This window comes from Scytonema sp. UIC 10036 (assembly GCF_009725235.1).
Genome location: NZ_WJFC01000261.1, coordinates 1 through 17,484, shown reverse-complemented (window position 1 = coordinate 17,484; position 17,484 = coordinate 1). Strand labels below are relative to the sequence as shown.

Here is a 17,484-nt window from a genome sequence, read left to right as displayed (position 1 = left end):
GTACTGGGGAGTGGGGAAGGTTTGTATGCATAGTTTCGGAATGTGGGGCGTTGGAGAATGAAAACTCCTCTACATATATTTTCTCAGGTTGCAAGTACTGGCGCAGTTCTACAACTTGCCCAATAACAATAACCGATGGTGACAGCGAAACACCAGAGGTTTGCTCAAGTATATTTTCTAACGTCCCTACCCAAATTTGTTGTTGGAGAGTTGCTGCCCATTTAATAATTGCAATGGGTGTTGAACGCGATCGCCCTTGCCGCAAGAGTCGGTGTATAATCTCACCTAAGTGTTGGCTACCCATCAAAATCACAAGTGTCTCTAATCGCGATAAAGCTTCCCAATCCAAAGCATCTGGTTCGTGAGCTGTCAAAACAGCAAAACATCGGCTCATCACTGGATCTGTTAGGGGAATTCCAGCAAGCAAAGGGGCGGCGAGGGCTGAGGAAATTCCCGGTATAACTTCAAAAGCACAACCTGCAGCTTTTAACGCCTCAATTTCAGAAGTACAGCGACCAAAAATAAAGGGGTCTCCGGATTTGAGGCGTACAACTTGTCGTCCCGATTGGCAATACTTCACAAGTAAGTTGTTAATTTCGGTTTGAGGTGTACTGGGTTGACCGCCTCGTTTTCCCACATTGACTTGCAAACAATTTTGTGGTATAGATTGCAATAACTCTGTATCGACTAAAGCATCATAAATCAAGACTTCAGCGATCGCTAAAACTTTGTAGGTTTTGAGTGTGAGATATGCAATATCTCCCGGTCCAGCACCGACAAGATAGACTTTGCCTTTTGGTTTGTTCATGAGTCTTACAATTTTTATATCTTAAACCGCTGATGAACGCGGACAGACGCAGATAGAAGAGACAAATATCCGCATCAATCAGCGTTCATCTGCTACAGGCTGCGGTTCTTATTTCTTTAGTTTTTCCAGAATGCGATTAACTTCTTCTAATTTTTGCACTTGACGCTGTGCTTGAAGTAAATCTCTGGCTTGTTGCAGTGTAGCAATGGCTGACTCTTTTCTTTCTAGCCGCATCAAAGCATTGGCTAGCCGCAAATAAGCATCGACTTTTTTTGGTGCGCGGTTAATGACATCTTGAAATTGTTGGGTTGCTTCTTCTACTTTACCTTGCTGCATCAAAGTATCACCCAAAAGCAAGTGAACAACATCATTGGTTGAATTTATAGCAATGACTTGACGAAAAGCTGCTTCTGCGCTTTTGTAATTTTCTTGCTGGTAAAGTGTTACTCCTTTCTGGAAAATGTTGGAGGTCATTAAGGTTTTCCATGAAAAATAGCCGAGAAGTGCAAGACTCGAAATAACGGCAACTACAGCAAATATAGAACTTAATTGAATTTCAGACATTATCTTATTCCAATCCTAAATTGAGAATCCCTAGAATTTTACTAACTTGGTTCAAAAAATATTCGTTTAAATCAATTTCTATAGTTGTTCCTCTTAATTGCATAAACTTCCAACTACTTCCGGTAGTGACAGCACCGAGTATTTGAGCAACTTGTTTGCCCTTTTGCTGATTAAAGATTTGAGATGCAATCATTTCTGCCATACACTGTCCTAAACCTGATTCTATATTTTCATTTTTTGCCTCTACTACTGCAATAACTGGTGATGTAATCACTAATTGTTCTGGAGAACGGCTGATAAGAAAATCACAAAAACCATTTAAACCTTTTTCTATGTCAACGGTAAAATCTTTACCAGAAAATAAACTGACTTTTTGAGGATATAATCGTTTTAATTCTAATAAAATTGGTGCAATAATCATCTCAGAACGCGATTTCTCTGAGTTAATTGCTAAAGCGATCGGTGTATTGAAGCGAAGAGTCTCAGATAAGTAGTCGCTATAAGTAATTTCTGGAACCTCTGCAAATTTACCGACTTGTTCTATTAAAGTAATGTTAAATATTTCTCGAATTGATTCAATATCAAATTGACTGTATGGCATAGTCTTGTACTCTTATTATACATTTGGTTTGTAGTTGGGAAATACTTTCAAAACTCATTCTAAAATTATAGATGTTCCTAGAGTAGGAAGTGCCTTCTAAAATTGAATGGTGGTGGGCATTGCCCACCCTACATTCGGTCACTAGTCACTGGTCACAGTAAAAGGCAAGCAATGGGAAAAATTAAATATTCCACGAAAAACAGTTTCCAAATAAACTGATAAAATCGAGCAATTTCGTTCTTTTCCTGTAAGTTAACTTTTTGACTTTGCCACCACATCCAAATTAAGGCAAATAATTGTGTTAGAACTAGGAAAATCGAGTTGACTTCTGCTAGTTTAAACAAGCCTACCAAAATCATTGCCGTGTAACAAAGAGTTAAGACCCAAAGTGCAAGACGAAAAACTGCTGGTTTGCCAAGTTTGATAGTGAAGGTCTTGATGTTGTACAGAAGATCTCCTTCGATATCGGGAATGTCTTTGAAGATAGCGATCGCAAAAGCAAACACCAAAATAAACAGTGTCAAAAACCAAACCTTAGAAGGAATTAACAGATTTTTTTGCAAAACCCAACTAAAGTGCAAAAACAGCCCTAAATTCACTATTGCTCCCCGCACTGAAAAAATGCAAAGCGCTGCCCAAAAAGGAAATTGCTTTAAGCGGATTGGTGGTAAAGAGTAAGCGGTGCCAATTGCTAAACTAACAGCCACAACTCCAAACAAAAAAGGTCCTTGGATAGCTGCAAAAAACAGTGCCAAAATACCAGTTATGCCGACAATCCACTTGCCTGTTTGCATGGAAAATTCCCCAGCAGCAATAGGCAAATGGGGCTTATTAATTCTATCAATTGCCACATCTTCAAGTTGATTCAAGCCCACAATATAAACATTGCCACACAGACAAGCAATCCATGTTCCTAATAGAGGTAGGGGGGGAATGGGGGAATCGGAGAGTGGGGAAATAGCGATGAGATACAAACCTAAAACACTTAAACTTGTACCAATAATCGTGTGAGGACGTGAAAACTTCCAAAAACTGTAAAGCCAGCTGTCCTTAAACCGTCGTTGCGAAATCTGATTCATCAAAACCTCCTCTCTATGTTCTCCTTAGCCTCGGAGTGCAGTTCGTTATTTCGTTCCACACAACAAACCAAATCGAACTAATCCACGTTCGTAACCCCGACGCATTAAACCTAAAGACAGCGCAGCTTGGATTGTAGTCCAACCCGAAAGTAGCAAGCCCCAAATCGCTTGTGGCGAAAACGCCGAATCAATCACCACGTCCCAAAATGGTGCAACAGCCTTTGACCAATCAGCAGTACGAATATTTTGCAAACCGAGTTTACGGGCAATATTCTCATACTCTGGTAAAGAAATGACGTAAGGCAAGCAGTAAACTCGATAAATTTCCGCCAAATGCTTTTCCTCGTCTACTGTGAGTGGTGAATTGTCAATAGGTCGATGACACCAAGTCACCATAATGAACATTCCACCAGGTTTTAGCACCCGATAACACTCCTGCATAAACTGAGTTTTATCAGGCATATGCTCGCCGCTTTCCAACGCCCAAACCAAATCAAAGGAATTGTCATCAAAAGGCATTGCTTGAGCATCTGCAACCTGGAAATGAGCTTGAGACATCAAATTCAACTCCTGGGCGCGTTGTGTTGCTCTTGCTGCTTGTACCGGGCTTAAAGTGATTCCTGTAGCCTTGGCATGAAATTTTTCTGCTAAATGTAGCGAACTTCCACCAATTCCACACCCCACATCTAGTATGTTTTCAGCTTTTTGAACTCCAGCCCACTTCAGTAGTTCTTCAATTAAGTCGATTTGTGCTTGACGGCGATCTTTTTTCGCCCTGCCATCTGCACCATAGTAGCCGTGGTGCATATGTTCTCCCCAGATTTGTTCCCACAACCCAGAGGAGGCATCGTAAAACTGCTGAATTTGCTGGTAAAGTGTTGCACTCATGAAGAAAAGCAGTGATAAGACAAAAATTTAAACACATTCGTAGGCTACCATGTGTGTTTTTATTTAAATTAGAGTAATGTATTTTTACATCTAAGTATGAGGGATTCAACTTTACCACTTGTGATGTTTTAAATTTTACCTATATATGACTGTTTCTCAAAAAATTTGCTTAGGATTTCTAGCAGTCATCACCGTAGGAACTATCCTGCTGATGATGCCTTTTTCTACCAGTAGTGGTACTTGGAATGACCCGATTGTGGCTTTGTTTACTTCTACCTCAGCAGTTTGCGTTACAGGTTTGGGAGTTGTTGATACGGGTACGTACTTCTCCTTTTGGGGTCAATTATTTATGGCTCTTTTGGTTCAAATTGGTGGTTTGGGCTACATGACAACCACAACCTTTCTCATTTTGCTAATTGGTCGTAGATTTGACTTGCGACAAAAAATTGCCATCCAACAAGCCTTAGATCGACCAGGGATGCAGGGTAGCGTTCAAATTATTCGGTCAATTATTGCCACTACCTTAATTTTTGAAATCACCGGAATATTTTTACTGTTACCAGCTTTTGTACCTGATTATGGTTGGAACAAAGGGCTATGGATATCTATTTTCCACAGCATTAATTCTTGGAACAATGCGGGTTTTAGTTTGTTTCCAGATAACTTAATCAAATATCAGTCATCAGTTTTAGTGGTTTTTGTCGTGACTGGTTTAATTATATTTGGGGGCATTGGTTATCAAGTCATTTTAGAAGCATTTTTTTGGCTACGCGATACTTGGCAAAAACGACAGCTTAAACTCATGTTTTCTCTAGATTTTAAGGTTGCAGTCAGTACAACAATAGCTTTACTAATTTTAGGAACTATTGCATTTTTCTGTGTTGAACTTAGAAATCCTGCCACATTCGGAAATCTCAGCCTTACGGATAAATTACTAGTTGCTTGGTTTCAATCAGTAACTCCTAGAACGGCTGGATTTAATACCATTGATATAGGAAAAATGACAACAGCTGGGCTATTTATTACTATTGCATTGATGTTTATTGGTGCAAGCCCAGGTGGAACCGGAGGTGGAATCAAAACAACAACGTTACGAGTGCTTACCAGTTGTACTAAGGCAATACTTCAAGGCAAAGAAGAAGTATTACTTTACGAACGCAAGATAGCAGTGCCTTTGATTTTAAAGGCTGTTGGAGTTTTGATAGGCTCAGTAGCTACTGTTATTATAGCTACAATACTTATTGCTATCACAGACCCAAAAATATCATTCATTCAACTTTTATTTGAAGTGGTATCAGCTTTTGCTACTGTGGGTCTTTCTACTGGAATTACAGGAAGCTTGTCTGCATCTGCAAAGTTGATACTGGTAGTAGTTATGTATATAGGAAGAGTCGGTGTTTTGCTGTTTATGTCAGCAATACTTGGAGATCCCCGTCCGACGAATGTTCACTATCCTGAAGAAAACTTGCTAGTGGGGTAGTTAGCTGTAAAAAAACGCCGTAAAAAACGTACAAATAACTCATCAAATGAAGTGATAAGATATATGTAATTTGAAAAAAGATACAAACTTCAAGAAACCGATAAAGTCAATTTTTCTCTATGAAATAATTGAGAGACACCGAGTTTTATTGATGGAAAAAGTGATTTTTGATAAGGATTAAAACGGTGAATTTGTCATCATTAGGATTTTTTCGTAGTCTGCGTAAAGACAATAGTCAGTTTGCTGTCATAGGGTTGGGACGTTTTGGGCGATCCGTCTGTTCAACCTTACATAAATTTGGCTATGAAGTATTAGCTACAGATATAGATGAAAAGCGTGTAGCCCAAGCATTAACGGAGCAAATTACTGCTCATGCTTTGCAACTAGATTCAACAGAGCCAGCGGCACTCAAAGAAGCAGGAATTTTTGAATTTGATACGGTTATTGTGGCAATTGGAAATTACGTTCAGGAAAGTATAGTCACAACATTAAATGTCAAAGAGGGCGGTGTACCTCATGTTGTAGCAAAAGCCTCTAGTGAAGTTCACTGCAAACTCTTAAATAGAGTAGGAGCAGATCACGTTGTGTTTCCTGAGTATGAAGCAGGTTGTGCTTTAGCAAGAACGCTGACTAAGCCTTCTATCTTGGATCGATTTGACCTCGATCCAGATAACAGTATTGTAGAAGTGATTGTACCCGATGAATTTCACGGCAAAACCATCGCTGAACTGCAACTTCGCAACCGCTATGGTTTAAATTTATTGGCTGTGAGTCAGGATGGAAAATTTCAAATCAACCCCGATCCTTACCAGCGCTTTGAACGCGGCTCGGCAATGGTTGTTATTGGCTGCAACAAGGATATCAATAAATTGCCAATTTAGAGGGAAGGGAGACAAGGAAGACAAGGGGGACTGGGGAGACAAGGAAGACAAGGAAGACAAGGAAGACAAGGGAGACAAGGGGGACGAGGAACCTCTCGTTCCCAGGTTCTACCTGGGAATGCAGATTGCGAGGCTCTGCAGAGCGGGTAGAGAGCACGCAGGTAGCAGAGCACAGGAGGCGGAGCCTCCCTTAAGGCATTCCCAGGCTGAGCCTGGGAACGAGTGGTATGAAGTTTCGACTGCCCATACTCCCCAATCCAAAATCCAAAATCCAAAATCCAAAATCCAAAATCCAAAATCCAAAATATTATTGACCTAAATTGAATGTCGGTTGTTGTTCAATGGGAATGGGTATGCTATCGCTATTGCTTTGAGTTTCAGTGGGGGTTTCTGATGGAGCTGGTGTCTGTTGTTCGGGTATTACTATACTGCTCGCGGGAGTTTGAGTAGGCGAAGTCTGTTGAGTTTGACCAACTTGATTTTTTTTGTATGCTGCTAGTTGGACAATTTGCTGCATCAATTGCTCTACTTTACTTGCTTGCTGGATATTACCCTGTTTGCGGTAGCGATCGCGAGCGTATTTCAAAGCTCCATTGGCTTTCTTATAGTCGCCTTGATTGTACCAAGTGACTCCAAGGTTATAGTATGCTTCAGCATCATTGGGAATTCGGCGAATGGCTTGCTGATAAACAGCAATTGCTTCTAATGCTTGACCTTGGTTCACCATTAACCCCGCCATGTTATTGTAAGCCTCAGCATTTTCAGGGTTTATTTCGACAACTTTGCGATAAGCTGCGATCGCATCTGCAGTTTGTCCTTTTTGTTCTAAAGCTTTCGCTAAGTTAGAGTAAGTGTTAATATTGCTGCTATCTAGATTAAGGGCTTGTTGGTATAGAGCGATGGCTTCATCAACCTGTCCGAGTTCATAAACTGCCAACCCTTGATTGTAGTAAGCAGCTGCCATTGTTGGGTTAATAACTATAGCTTGACGATAAGCAGTAATTGCCGCCTCTTTCTGTCCTTGTTTGTGCAGTGCTAATCCGATGTTGTAGTAAGCTTCGCCAAGATTGGGGTTAATTCTAATTGCTTCACTAAACTCCTGCACGGCTGCATCCAAACGATTTTGCTGCAACAGGATACTACCCAAGTAATTGTAAGCTGCAGCTATATTTGGATCGCGCTGTAAGGCTTGGCGGAAAGCGTTCTCCGCCGCCTGAAAGTCTTTGTAGTTGTAGCGCATAACTCCTTGCTGGAACAAGCTTGCTGCTTCAAGATTTTGAGAAGGGACAAAAGTTTGAGCAAGTAGCTTGGTTTGAGAAGTCACCATTAATGATGGTGTGACTACCAAAAAAGCAGAAAGAGCAAAGAGAAGCCCAAAAGTTTGCTTCCGGCGATTTTGATGAAGAACTACTTTAAAGAAACCGAGAAACCACTGACACACTTGATATTTTTGAGACATGACTGGCAGACCTGCATCTATTGCTATAGGCTTATAAGTCAGGTTACCCAGAACAAAATTTAAAATTAACTTGTTAGTAGTTAGTAGTTAGTTGTTAGTAGGGTGGGCATTGCCCACCAACAGCCAATACTGCAAGGGCTCTCGAATTTTAGCTTTGTTGGGAAAACCCGTGTGCGAAACCCAACAAATGCTTTTAGATGTTGGGTTTCGTTCCTCAACCCAACCTACATGTTTTGGAATTTATATCTTAACCGAGTAGTATTGCACCAACAGCTTGTTAGTTGTTAGTCGTTAGTTGTTGTACCAGCAGCTAGCCCCTAATCCCTAACCCCTAACCCCTAAAATGTGGCAAAATTAACATAGCATCGCCAAAAGAATAAAAGCGGTAGCGAGAAGCGATCGCCTCGTGATAAACACTTAACAATTTTTGCCGACCAATTAAAGCACTCACTAACATTAACAAACTAGAACGCGGTAAGTGAAAGTTAGTAATCAAGCCATCAACAACACGCCATTGATAGCCGGGATAGATAAAAATGTCCGTCTTACCACAAAATGGTTTGAGTTCTCCTTGAGATGCTGCTCCTTCCAGTGCGCGTACTACTGTTGTACCTACAGCAATAATTCGACCACCTGATGCTTGAGTCATGCGGATTTTTTCTACTGTTGCGGAAGGGACTTCAATCCATTCTTCATGCATTTTGTGGGTTTTGATATCTTCCACTTCTACAGGACGGAATGTCCCCACTCCCACATGTAACGTCACAAAAGCTCGATTGATACCGCGTTGTTGCAAGCGCTCTAGTAATTCTGGAGTAAAATGTAAACCAGCTGTAGGAGCTGCAACTGCTCCCGGATGCTCTGCGTATACTGTTTGATACTGTTCGCTCTTGGCATCAGAAGTTGTAATGTAGGGTGGTAAAGGAACTTCACCAAATACGTCTAACAATTGCACTAGGGATACTCCCTCTGGCAAATCAAATTGTAACAAACGCCCCCCAGTTGCTTCGTCTGTTTCCAGAACTGTAGCTGTGAGTTGGCGACTGGGGACGGGCGACTGGGGACGGGCGACTGGGGAGAAATCTTTGTCATCCCCAATGCCCAATGCCCGATGCCCAATTCCCAATCCCGGTTCAAAAACAATCTTTGCTCCAGGTTTAAAACGCTTTCCCGGTTTAACTAGAGCTAACCAGCAATTATGCTGTCGCTCTTCTAGCAGCAAAACCTCTATTTCTGCACCCGTTTGTTTATAACCGTATAACCGCGCAGGAATGACTCGCGTATCATTCATTATGAGTAAATCCCCGGATTGCAGTAACTCAGGCAAATCGCGGAAAATATGATGTTGGGGAGCTGCTTCCCCTACTGTATTTGGATTGACCACTAACAACCTAGAACTATCTCTTGGGACTACAGGATTTTGGGCAATAAGTTCTTGAGGTAATTCGTAGTCGTACCCCGCCAAACAAGTGTCTAATTCCGTGTCTTTCCTGTTAGCGTTCAAATCAAAGTCGTAATTGTTTCTAGTCGATGATTCCTGCATTTATAACTCACATCCCTCTAAAATTTTTACTGGTCACTGTTTACTGGTCACTGATAAAAATTGGGTAAACCTCCCCATGGAAAAACGGGGGCTTCTACCCTAGCAAGGATTGGGATCATCTACAAATAATAGAAATGTAGGGTTAGCTTTGATCCCAAGCACCAAGATGGAATACTTGTATTACCTGGCCAATGCCAGTTTAACTCTGAGGGTTGTTCAATTCTTGCACGGCAGACCCCAGATACCCGTTTCATTCGTCACCGTAATTCATCAAATTGATGGTTGGGTGGTTAGGATCAAACTAAAGGGTCGCATTTCAGCTGAAGTTGATGGTGATTTTCGGGCTTTCTTAAATGAACTAGGCATTAGTTACGAGCCACCAATGCGAGTGCAAATGGCACTTTGGAGTTTGGAAGCAGGACAATGCCCTGTTGATGTCATGCGTCGCTATCAAGTAGCGATCGTTTCTCACGGAAATCCAGAAAAAGAGGAAATTGAGGCATTTAGACAGCAATTTGTCAGAGGTTTGGGCTATTGTCCAGAAACACTGGCATGATAGTTTTAATTTGTAATTCTGCCAAATTGTTTGTTTGGTTGTTAGTCACTGATAGCAGGTAATTGATGGTTTTAAAGTTTTTGTTTTTTATCCTTTACCTGCTATCAACTGCTTGGACAATCAAAAGCTGCTGGAATGTATTCATATAGTATTAATGTATACTGATTCCCTAAAGAACTGTTTTGCTCTTCTCGGGTAGTTTTAACGACGTATGACTCTTGTGATGTTTCTTGATAACCAACAATAGCAACATCAAATCGGCAAGAGTAGTTTGCTTTTTCAGGATATTGAGCCAGAAACATAAGAGCAGTACGCCAAAGTTTTACTTGTTTTTGTTGCGTTATAGCACTTCTTCCTCCCTCATCCCAATTCAGTTGACTGCGTGTTTTCACTTCGACAAATGCTAAAAGAGGGGATGAGGGAGGAATTTTTTTCTTATTCCCCGTATCTTGTCCTTTTTCTCCAAATTGGGCAATAATATCAACCTCTCCCCTACGGTAACGCCATCGGCGATGCAAAATAACCCAACCTTGGGATTCTAACCAATTGACAACTAGGTCTTCACCTGCGATACCTATACGGGGATAATGAGATGGAGAATGGTTTGCCATTAGTAAAAAATTGACGATGACTAGGTTAAGCAATCAGATTTGGGCAAGGATAGTCTGTTTACTGCTTTGGACAGTAATATTTATGACAGCCCCTGTCACTTGTGCGGGATTTGCGCCACAAGCACTGGCGCTTGACTACAACAAAGAAAACTTGATAAATCAAGATTTTTCAGGACGTGACCTCACGGATTCCAGCTTTTCTCATGCCAATCTCCGTTACAGCAATTTAAGTAATACCAACTTAAACGGTGTTAGTTTTTTTGCTGCCAATCTCGAATCGGCAAATTTAGAGAGTGCAGATCTCACAAATGCGACTTTAGACTCAGCCCGTTTAAGCAAAGCGAATTTGACCAATGCAGTGTTAGAAGGTGCATTTGCTGCCAATGCTAAATTTGATGGTGCTATTATCGACGGAGCAGATTTTACTGATGTGCTGCTACGTAAAGATGAGCAAGACAAATTGTGTAAGGTAGCTAAAGGCACTAATCCAACCACAGGACGTAACACTCGCGACACTTTATTCTGTCGGTAATGTTAAGCCAAGGTTTTTCATTTTAGTAAAAGATATCACCCATAGAGAAAATTATGTTTTCTTTTACTAAAGTAGCAAAAGAAACTCAACTATGGGAAAAATTGACTATGTGTGGAAAATAGGGATAAGGGGTTAGGGGGAACAGTACGCTTGTTAACGCAACAAGCCCTAAACCCAAAACCTCATCCTTAAGGCAGATCCTCATAGGAGTGTAAGTCAGATTGAATAGAAAAGACCGTGTATGCATACGGAAAAATCTTCATGAAGCGGGATGCGAGTGGTAAGTTTGTTAGCAATTGGGATTCAGAAACGAAGCAGCGAGTTAGCGTTTCTCTTACCAGTACAGCTTGGCGCTCGCTTGATGAGGAAGCTCGGCGGCGGGGCATTTCTCGTTCGGAAGTCATAGAACGTGTTGCTCGCAGTTTTGTCCATGAGGGACAGCAATCGGAGGCATTAGGAGATCGGCACAAATGGATAAACTCCATGTTGGATTTGATGCCAATGGTTCTCGAAAGCATTACTGATGCGTTTTTCGTCGTCAATGGCGAATGGCGTTTCATCTACGTCAATCGGCAGTTTCAAAAGATATCACAACACGGTTGTGAATCCTTAATAGGGCATTGCATTTGGGAGATATTTCCAGAAGCTGTTGGCTCGCCGTTTTACGAACAGTATCATAAAGCAGTCAGAGAGCAGGTTTCTGTCGTTGTAGAAGCTCCCCAACCTGATGGTTTGGGTTACTGGTATGAAGCCCAAGCCTATCCCTTAATTGATGGGTTAGCAGTGTACTTTCGAGATATTAGCGATCGCAAACAAAGAGAGAGACAACAGCAATTTTTGATTGAGTTGAATGATACGATTCGTGCCATTCAAGACCCAAAAGAAATTATGTGGCAAGTCGAGCGTGCCACAGGTCAACACTTCAATGTGACTCGCTGTACCTACGGTGAAATAGATGCACCACAAGAATACGTTATTGTCAAGCGTGACTACTGTAATGGTGTCATCAGTGTAGTCGGCAATCACTACTTAGATTCCTTTGGTATTGAAATCATTGCTGAACTCAAGCAGGGCAAGACATTGGTCATTGATGATGTTGATGTCGATCCGCGCACGCGTGGTTCTGGTGCGGCAGCTTTTGCAGCAATTCAAACAAAAGCTGTTTTATGTGTACCGCTCGTAAAAGAAGGACGGTTTGTGGCGCTATTTGTGTTACATCATGTTTCAGCCCGTCACTGGACGAACGAGGATATAACACTCATGGAGCAAATTGCCGAGCAAACTTGGTTAGCAGTGGAGCGATCGCACGCAGAAGAGGCACTGCGAGAACGTGAGGCGCACCTGCAACTGGCACTGAAAGTTGGACGCATGGGATCTTGGGACTGGGATGTGCAAACTGGTACATTGCTATGGTCGTCTGGACATTTCACAGTTCTGGGTTTGCAACCGAATGAGTGCAAACCCAGCTATGAAGTTTGGGCAAGCCGGGTTCATCCAGATGATTTAGCACAAACTGAGGCGAAACTTCAGCAAGCCATGCTTGGCAATAAGGAGTATCACCATGAATATCGCCTGCGGTGGGCGGATGGCTCCGTTCGTTGGGTAGAAGCCAGAGGACAGTGTACTTATGATTCTCAGGGAAATCCCAAACATTCCATCGGAGCCGTTATTGATATCACAGAGCGCAAGCAAGCCGAACAAGAGCGCGAACAATTGTTAGAACGCGAACGAATTGCTCGGACTCAAGTGGAAGATGCCCAGCGTCAACTGGCAACCATCTTTGAAACCTCTCCAGTGGGAATTGCCCTGTTAGATGAACGGCAACGGTTTATTGCCATTAATGAAGCATTAGCCCAAATCAACGGACTCACACGCGAACAACATTTAGGGCATTCGATTCCAGAACTTTTTGGTCAATCCGATCCAAAATTAGTCGAAGTCTTTCATGAGATTTATACCACAGGTAACCCCTTTATCTCACCAAGCTTTGCTGTGAATGTTCCCGGACGTAGCGATCGCACCCCCGGTTATTACAATGTTTACTATCTGCCAACAACGAACTCCAACCACAAGGTAAAAGACGTTTTAGTTTATGTCGTAGAGGTAACAGAGCAAGTTCGGTTAGAACAAGGTCAAAGCTTTCTTTCAGAAGCGAGTGCAGTCCTTGCTTCTTCCCTCGATTATCAAACCACCTTAGAGCGAGTCGCACAGCTTGCCGTGCCTGAGTTAGCAGATTGGTGTACGGTGCATATGGTTCAAGAAAATGGCTTCATAGAACAGATTGCTGTCGCTCATAAAGATCCTGCCAAACTCCAATGGGCGCAAGAAATCAGACAAAAATATCCCCTCAATCCCAACGAGCCTCGAGGTACTGCACTGACATTGCGAACCGGACAATCCGATCTATTACCAGATATTCCAGATGAGTTGCTCGTACAAGCAGCCCGAGATCCAGAACATTTAGAAATTCTGCGTCAGGTTGGCTTCCGCTCGGTAATGACAGTACCTTTGCGAACCCAGGAGCGCATTTTAGGCGTCCTGTCCTTTGTAAGTGCCGAATTGGGGCGAAGGTATAATTCAACGGATTTGGAACTAGCAGAGGAACTGGCTCGCCGTGCTTCCTTCGCAATCGACAATGCCCATCTCTACCGAGTCGCTCAAGTTGCTCGCGCCAAAGCAGAGTCGGCGAACCGGGTAAAAGACGAGTTTCTTGCAGTCTTATCCCACGAACTGCGATCGCCTCTCAATCCTATCTTGGGTTGGACAAAAATGCTGCGAAGCCATCGGCTAGATGCCACAAGAACCGCGCAAGCCCTGGAAACCATTGAACGTAATGCCAAGTTGCAAGCGCAATTGATTGAAGATTTATTGGATGTCTCGCGCATTTTACAAGGAAAAATGGTGTTAAATGTTGCTCCCGTGAATTTAGCGGCAACAATTGAAGCCGCAAAAGAAACGGTACGATTGGCTGCAGAAGCTAAGAACATTCACATCCAGACGACACTCAACATTATTTCAAGAAGTGTTTCAGGCGATAAGAATCGACTGCAACAGGTTTTCTGGAACCTTCTATCTAATGCGGTAAAATTCACTCCACCAGGAGGACGGGTTGAGGTAAAATTGGAGCAGGTAGATATGTATGCTCAAATTCAAGTCAAAGACACGGGAATTGGCATCAGCCGAGAGTTTTTGCCCCACGTGTTTGAATACTTCCGCCAAGAAAATAGTACAACAACACGACAATTCGGTGGGTTGGGATTGGGCTTGGCGATTGTTCGTCAGATAACCGAACTGCATGGAGGAACTGTTCAAGCAAGTAGTGCGGGAGAGAATTTAGGGGCAACATTCACTGTTCAACTACCTTTAAATGTTGTTGAGCAGGAGTCATTTTCCGATGACAGCCCTTCAGAAAGGGTGACACACCTGACAGGTATTGAGATCCTGGTGGTGGATGATGATGAGGATATGCGGGAGTTGGCAAAATTTATCCTGACGCAATCCGGCGCACAAGTGATGACAGCAGGTTCGGCTGTAGAAGCATTAAATCTTTTGAATCGGTCTGTCCCCGATCTGCTACTATGTGACATTGGTATGCCAGAAATGGATGGCTATTCCCTGATTCAACACATTAGAAAGTTCTCTCCCCAACAAGGAGGAACAATTCAAGCGATTGCGCTCACAGCTTATGCAGGAGAAATTAACCAGCAACAAGCCTTAGCTGCTGGATTTAATATGCATCTGTCTAAGCCTGTTGAACCAGAGAAGTTAGTGGAGGCAATTATTCAATTAGTTGATTGTATGGTAATACGTCAACGCAAAGAGGGAAGTTGAAACTCGATTTGCTGCTGAATTAAACGAACTATGTTGGCGCGATCGTACTTTTTAATAGCTGTTGCACGAGCAGCACTACCCAAGCGATCGCACAAATCGTAATTCCGTAAAAGTTCCAAACAAGCCTCAGCAAAAGCTTTGGGATTGTCTCGCATCAAAAATGCTTGTTCGTCTTTAAATTCCAATCCTTCTGAACCCACACGAGTGGCAACTATTGGTTTGCCATAAGCAGCCGCTTCAACCATTTTGACGCGTGTTCCCCCTCCTGATAATATAGGACAACAAACAACTCGCGCTTGCTGATAAAGTTCTGACAAATTCTCGACAAATCCAGCAAATTCAACTCCAGGTACACCTTTGTCATAGCTGTGAATATTTTCTGGATACGGTCCCGCAATTATCAATCGGGCGTTGGGCATAGCTTTATGAATTTGAACCCATACTTTCTCAATTAAGAAGTTGGCTGCGTTGATATTGGGATAGTAGTTGTAACCTCCTAACATCAATAGGGTAGGTTCTGAAGTAATTGTTTGTGGTTGGGGAATTGCGATCGCGTTTGGAATGCTGACAACACCGGGTGCGCGCCAGAGTTCTGTGAGGTAATTGCGATCGCGTTCCGAGCAAACAAAAGTACGACGTGCTAACTGAATTGCTTGTAACTCTCCACGTAACCGAGCAGGTACTTGTAAATAATAGAGTTGTGTTATCAATCGAGTTGGCGGCTGTCGGATTTGCCGCATAAAACTGATATGTTCAATATCATCTAAGTCGAGAAAAATAAGTGGTAAATCTTGCTTTACCTGCATAATTGCACTCATAGATGAAAGCCGATGCACAAAGATGGCATCTGGCTTTCGGCTCAAACATTTCTCAAGTACTTGCATTTGTTGTGGCGTAATGAAGAAATCTGACTGTTGGAAAAAGTTAAAAATGCCTTCCCACTGCTTCCATTTAGGAAGTGGATTGTCTTCCTCCTTTGGGCAGAAAAATAGATTAAGAGGTGTTTGCCAATGCTGGGAAAGCAAGCGTTCTGTTTGGGCGAGAGCTTGTGGAGAAACGTCAGTTTCCGGTGGTACAAAAAACAGCATATCCAGTTGACCGAGAGCCTTGATTGCATCAATAAACATTGACATCCGTTTGTAAATACCCAGAGTACTCTTGCTCAAATCTTCGGGAAAGTGAATGGAAATAAATAGAATTCGCATTTCTTGCTTCTTTGATGAGGACTGGCTTTTCAAAGATGAAAAAATTGTGTTGATGACAAATATTTTTTCATTTTAGAACGGGTGGGGTATACAAACGAAGCCTTTGCCTGCAATCGCGTCCATTGCAGAGTAGGTGTTAGTTCATAGACGACTAGATTTCTATTTTTATAAAAAATTCAATCATTAGGAGGATGCCAACCATTTATTGTCCAACGCCAACGGGCAGCAACAATGATTTGATTATTGATTCTTAAGGCAGCAATGGTTGCACGACCTGTAGAAGTTAGTCCTTCAACTCTAGTACTATCTTGACTCCAGACAAGTTGTAGTTCCACCCTTGGAGCGGGGCAAAATGTGATCGAACGTCATCGGAATGCCGCTATTGGCTTCACTAGTTAAACAATAGCAACAACGCCTGCGATCTATTTTATTAATTTGAGTCTTTAAGCTTTCAGAAATATACTTAGACACAAGAACTCACGGTAAAGGTACATAATGTCCGCGCCAGCGAAGAATAGCAGCTGCTTGAGCTTTGCGAAGCATAAAGCAGTCAGCTTCCATTCGCAGTGCTGCTAATTCTGCTCGTTCAGCATCAGAAAGTATACTATCTTGATTGTGCTCCAACAAAACATTGTACCGTTCCATTTCTGCTAAACTTTTTTGGCTGTGAGCTATTTTCCACAATGCCTCATCTTCCATTCTGTCCAGCGCCGCTAAGTCAACCTGAAACTCATTAGGTACGTTATCCCAATCTGGTGGACTACCCACTCTTACGGCATGAAGTATAATATCCTCTAAGGGCCGCTTGGTAGCGCTAGCAGTATTTACGAGTCGTTGATACAGTGGTTCCGGAATTTGTATAGTAACAGTTTCTGTCATAGTACTCAAATACTCTTCAACTATATTTTAAAGGGTTCTTGGAATGACGACGAGTGAAGGTAGACATATAATAATAGTATAAGACAAAGAGTCATAGTTATTTTAAGCTACTGTAGCAAATGTTATTCTAAGTATTTAGGTTCAGAATCTTTAAAGATTAAGTAAACTAATTATTGATTTACGTATATGATTCATTAATTTCTACCTGAAATGTAAAAATTCTGATATACTTATCTAGATTAATTATTTTAAAATTACTAAAATGGCTACGTTACAAGATTTTTCATTAATAAAAACCACTGTCCGTAAATATGCAGAAGATTTTGGATCCCAAGATTATTCTAACGCGTTTTATCATTTAATTCTAGAACTTATATTAGACCTTCAAGATGATGAAATAGAGGATTCAATAACAGATAATCATTATTTGCGAATGACTGGTAAATCTTCTGGTCATGACCAAGGTATTGATGCTGTTTACATAGAGAGTAATGGAGGAAAACCAAGAATACATTTATTTAACTGTAAGTATACGAATGAGTCTAAAAAAATGTATAATAACTATCC

At 41.9% G+C, this 17,484-nt stretch carries 17 protein-coding genes; 6 read left to right on the top strand and 11 right to left on the bottom strand.

Annotated elements, in window-relative coordinates:
• The 5 genes from cobA to F7734_RS55245 all read right to left on the bottom strand — a co-directional run.
• Window positions 1-808: uroporphyrinogen-III C-methyltransferase (cobA, locus tag F7734_RS55265; protein ID WP_155752684.1), on the bottom strand; the 808-nt coding region annotated here is incomplete at its 3' end.
• 108 nt (window positions 809-916) lie between these two features.
• Complete coding sequence (locus F7734_RS55260; protein ID WP_155752683.1) at window positions 917-1,372, bottom strand: tetratricopeptide repeat protein; 456 nt, start codon at window positions 1,370-1,372, stop codon at window positions 917-919.
• Window positions 1,373-1,376: 4 nt separating this feature from the next.
• Window positions 1,377-1,973: a hypothetical protein gene (locus F7734_RS55255; RefSeq protein WP_155752682.1), complete on the bottom strand. Its 597-nt coding sequence runs from the start codon at window positions 1,971-1,973 to the stop codon at window positions 1,377-1,379.
• 152 nt (window positions 1,974-2,125) lie between these two features.
• The gene (locus F7734_RS55250; protein WP_155752681.1) at window positions 2,126-3,052 is read right to left on the bottom strand and encodes a homogentisate phytyltransferase; all 927 of its coding nucleotides are present in this window, start codon (window positions 3,050-3,052) and stop codon (window positions 2,126-2,128) included.
• Between the two features lie 45 nt (window positions 3,053-3,097).
• A complete protein-coding gene (locus F7734_RS55245) occupies window positions 3,098-3,940 on the bottom strand; it encodes a methyltransferase domain-containing protein (RefSeq protein ID WP_155752680.1) in 843 nt (280 codons plus the stop codon).
• A 145-nt stretch (window positions 3,941-4,085) separates the two neighbouring features.
• Here F7734_RS55245 and F7734_RS55240 point away from each other — a divergent pair, with 145 nt between their 5' ends.
• On the top strand, window positions 4,086-5,420 hold the full coding sequence (locus F7734_RS55240) for a TrkH family potassium uptake protein (protein ID WP_155752679.1): 1,335 nt from the start codon (window positions 4,086-4,088) through the stop codon (window positions 5,418-5,420).
• A gap of 185 nt (window positions 5,421-5,605) precedes the next feature.
• On the top strand, window positions 5,606-6,301 hold the full coding sequence (locus F7734_RS55235; protein ID WP_166482759.1) for a TrkA family potassium uptake protein: 696 nt from the start codon (window positions 5,606-5,608) through the stop codon (window positions 6,299-6,301).
• A 307-nt stretch (window positions 6,302-6,608) separates the two neighbouring features.
• Here F7734_RS55235 and F7734_RS55225 read toward each other — a convergent pair whose 3' ends face one another.
• The gene (locus F7734_RS55225) at window positions 6,609-7,760 is read right to left on the bottom strand and encodes a tetratricopeptide repeat protein (RefSeq protein ID WP_155752676.1); all 1,152 of its coding nucleotides are present in this window, start codon (window positions 7,758-7,760) and stop codon (window positions 6,609-6,611) included.
• A 331-nt stretch (window positions 7,761-8,091) separates the two neighbouring features.
• On the bottom strand, window positions 8,092-9,303 hold the full coding sequence (gene queA, locus F7734_RS55220; RefSeq protein ID WP_155752675.1) for a tRNA preQ1(34) S-adenosylmethionine ribosyltransferase-isomerase QueA: 1,212 nt from the start codon (window positions 9,301-9,303) through the stop codon (window positions 8,092-8,094).
• Between the two features lie 166 nt (window positions 9,304-9,469).
• Here queA and F7734_RS55215 point away from each other — a divergent pair, with 166 nt between their 5' ends.
• Window positions 9,470-9,859 (top strand): hypothetical protein, encoded by a 390-nt coding sequence (locus F7734_RS55215; protein WP_155752674.1) that lies wholly within the window; start codon window positions 9,470-9,472, stop codon window positions 9,857-9,859.
• A gap of 104 nt (window positions 9,860-9,963) precedes the next feature.
• Here the strand turns inward: F7734_RS55215 and F7734_RS55210 are convergent, their stop codons facing one another.
• On the bottom strand, window positions 9,964-10,470 hold the full coding sequence (locus tag F7734_RS55210) for a YraN family protein (RefSeq protein WP_155752673.1): 507 nt from the start codon (window positions 10,468-10,470) through the stop codon (window positions 9,964-9,966).
• Between the two features lie 16 nt (window positions 10,471-10,486).
• Between F7734_RS55210 and F7734_RS55205 the strand changes: the two genes are divergently transcribed.
• Both F7734_RS55205 and F7734_RS55200 read left to right on the top strand, forming a co-directional pair.
• Window positions 10,487-11,002, top strand: a complete 516-nt coding sequence (locus F7734_RS55205) for a pentapeptide repeat-containing protein (protein ID WP_155752672.1) — start codon at window positions 10,487-10,489, stop codon at window positions 11,000-11,002.
• Between the two features lie 261 nt (window positions 11,003-11,263).
• A complete protein-coding gene (locus tag F7734_RS55200; RefSeq protein ID WP_155752671.1) occupies window positions 11,264-14,833 on the top strand; it encodes a PAS domain S-box protein in 3,570 nt (1,189 codons plus the stop codon).
• On the opposite strand, the gene F7734_RS55195 is transcribed toward F7734_RS55200, so the two are convergent.
• From F7734_RS55195 to F7734_RS55185, 3 genes are all read right to left on the bottom strand, one after another.
• Window positions 14,812-16,038, bottom strand: coding sequence for a glycosyltransferase family 4 protein (locus tag F7734_RS55195; RefSeq protein WP_155752670.1), 1,227 nt, complete (start codon window positions 16,036-16,038; stop codon window positions 14,812-14,814). The genes F7734_RS55200 and F7734_RS55195 overlap by 22 nt on opposite strands.
• 176 nt (window positions 16,039-16,214) lie before the next feature.
• Window positions 16,215-16,373 (bottom strand): hypothetical protein, encoded by a 159-nt coding sequence (locus tag F7734_RS64810; protein WP_243147590.1) that lies wholly within the window; start codon window positions 16,371-16,373, stop codon window positions 16,215-16,217.
• A gap of 142 nt (window positions 16,374-16,515) precedes the next feature.
• Complete coding sequence (locus tag F7734_RS55185; protein ID WP_155752669.1) at window positions 16,516-16,917, bottom strand: hypothetical protein; 402 nt, start codon at window positions 16,915-16,917, stop codon at window positions 16,516-16,518.
• Window positions 16,918-17,179: 262 nt separating this feature from the next.
• Between F7734_RS55185 and F7734_RS55180 the strand changes: the two genes are divergently transcribed.
• The coding region (locus F7734_RS55180) for a hypothetical protein (protein WP_207714442.1) at window positions 17,180-17,484 on the top strand (305 nt) is incomplete at its 3' end.

Excerpts from the sequence above, each read along its gene's own strand:
- F7734_RS55260 (WP_155752683.1), bottom strand. The coding sequence starts at position 1,372 with ATGTCTGAAATTCAATTAAGTTCTATATTTGCTGTAGTTGCCGTTATT.
- F7734_RS55255 (WP_155752682.1), bottom strand. The coding sequence starts at position 1,973 with ATGCCATACAGTCAATTTGATATTGAATCAATTCGAGAAATATTTAAC.
- F7734_RS55250 (WP_155752681.1), bottom strand. The coding sequence starts at position 3,052 with ATGAATCAGATTTCGCAACGACGGTTTAAGGACAGCTGGCTTTACAGT.
- F7734_RS55245 (WP_155752680.1), bottom strand. The coding sequence starts at position 3,940 with ATGAGTGCAACACTTTACCAGCAAATTCAGCAGTTTTACGATGCCTCC.
- F7734_RS55240 (WP_155752679.1), top strand. The coding sequence starts at position 4,086 with ATGACTGTTTCTCAAAAAATTTGCTTAGGATTTCTAGCAGTCATCACC.
- F7734_RS55225 (WP_155752676.1), bottom strand. The coding sequence starts at position 7,760 with ATGTCTCAAAAATATCAAGTGTGTCAGTGGTTTCTCGGTTTCTTTAAA.
- queA (WP_155752675.1), bottom strand. The coding sequence starts at position 9,303 with ATGCAGGAATCATCGACTAGAAACAATTACGACTTTGATTTGAACGCT.
- F7734_RS55215 (WP_155752674.1), top strand. The coding sequence starts at position 9,470 with ATGGAATACTTGTATTACCTGGCCAATGCCAGTTTAACTCTGAGGGTT.
- F7734_RS55210 (WP_155752673.1), bottom strand. The coding sequence starts at position 10,470 with ATGGCAAACCATTCTCCATCTCATTATCCCCGTATAGGTATCGCAGGT.
- F7734_RS55205 (WP_155752672.1), top strand. The coding sequence starts at position 10,487 with ATGACTAGGTTAAGCAATCAGATTTGGGCAAGGATAGTCTGTTTACTG.
- F7734_RS55200 (WP_155752671.1), top strand. The coding sequence starts at position 11,264 with ATGAAGCGGGATGCGAGTGGTAAGTTTGTTAGCAATTGGGATTCAGAA.
- F7734_RS55195 (WP_155752670.1), bottom strand. The coding sequence starts at position 16,038 with ATGCGAATTCTATTTATTTCCATTCACTTTCCCGAAGATTTGAGCAAG.
- F7734_RS55185 (WP_155752669.1), bottom strand. The coding sequence starts at position 16,917 with ATGACAGAAACTGTTACTATACAAATTCCGGAACCACTGTATCAACGA.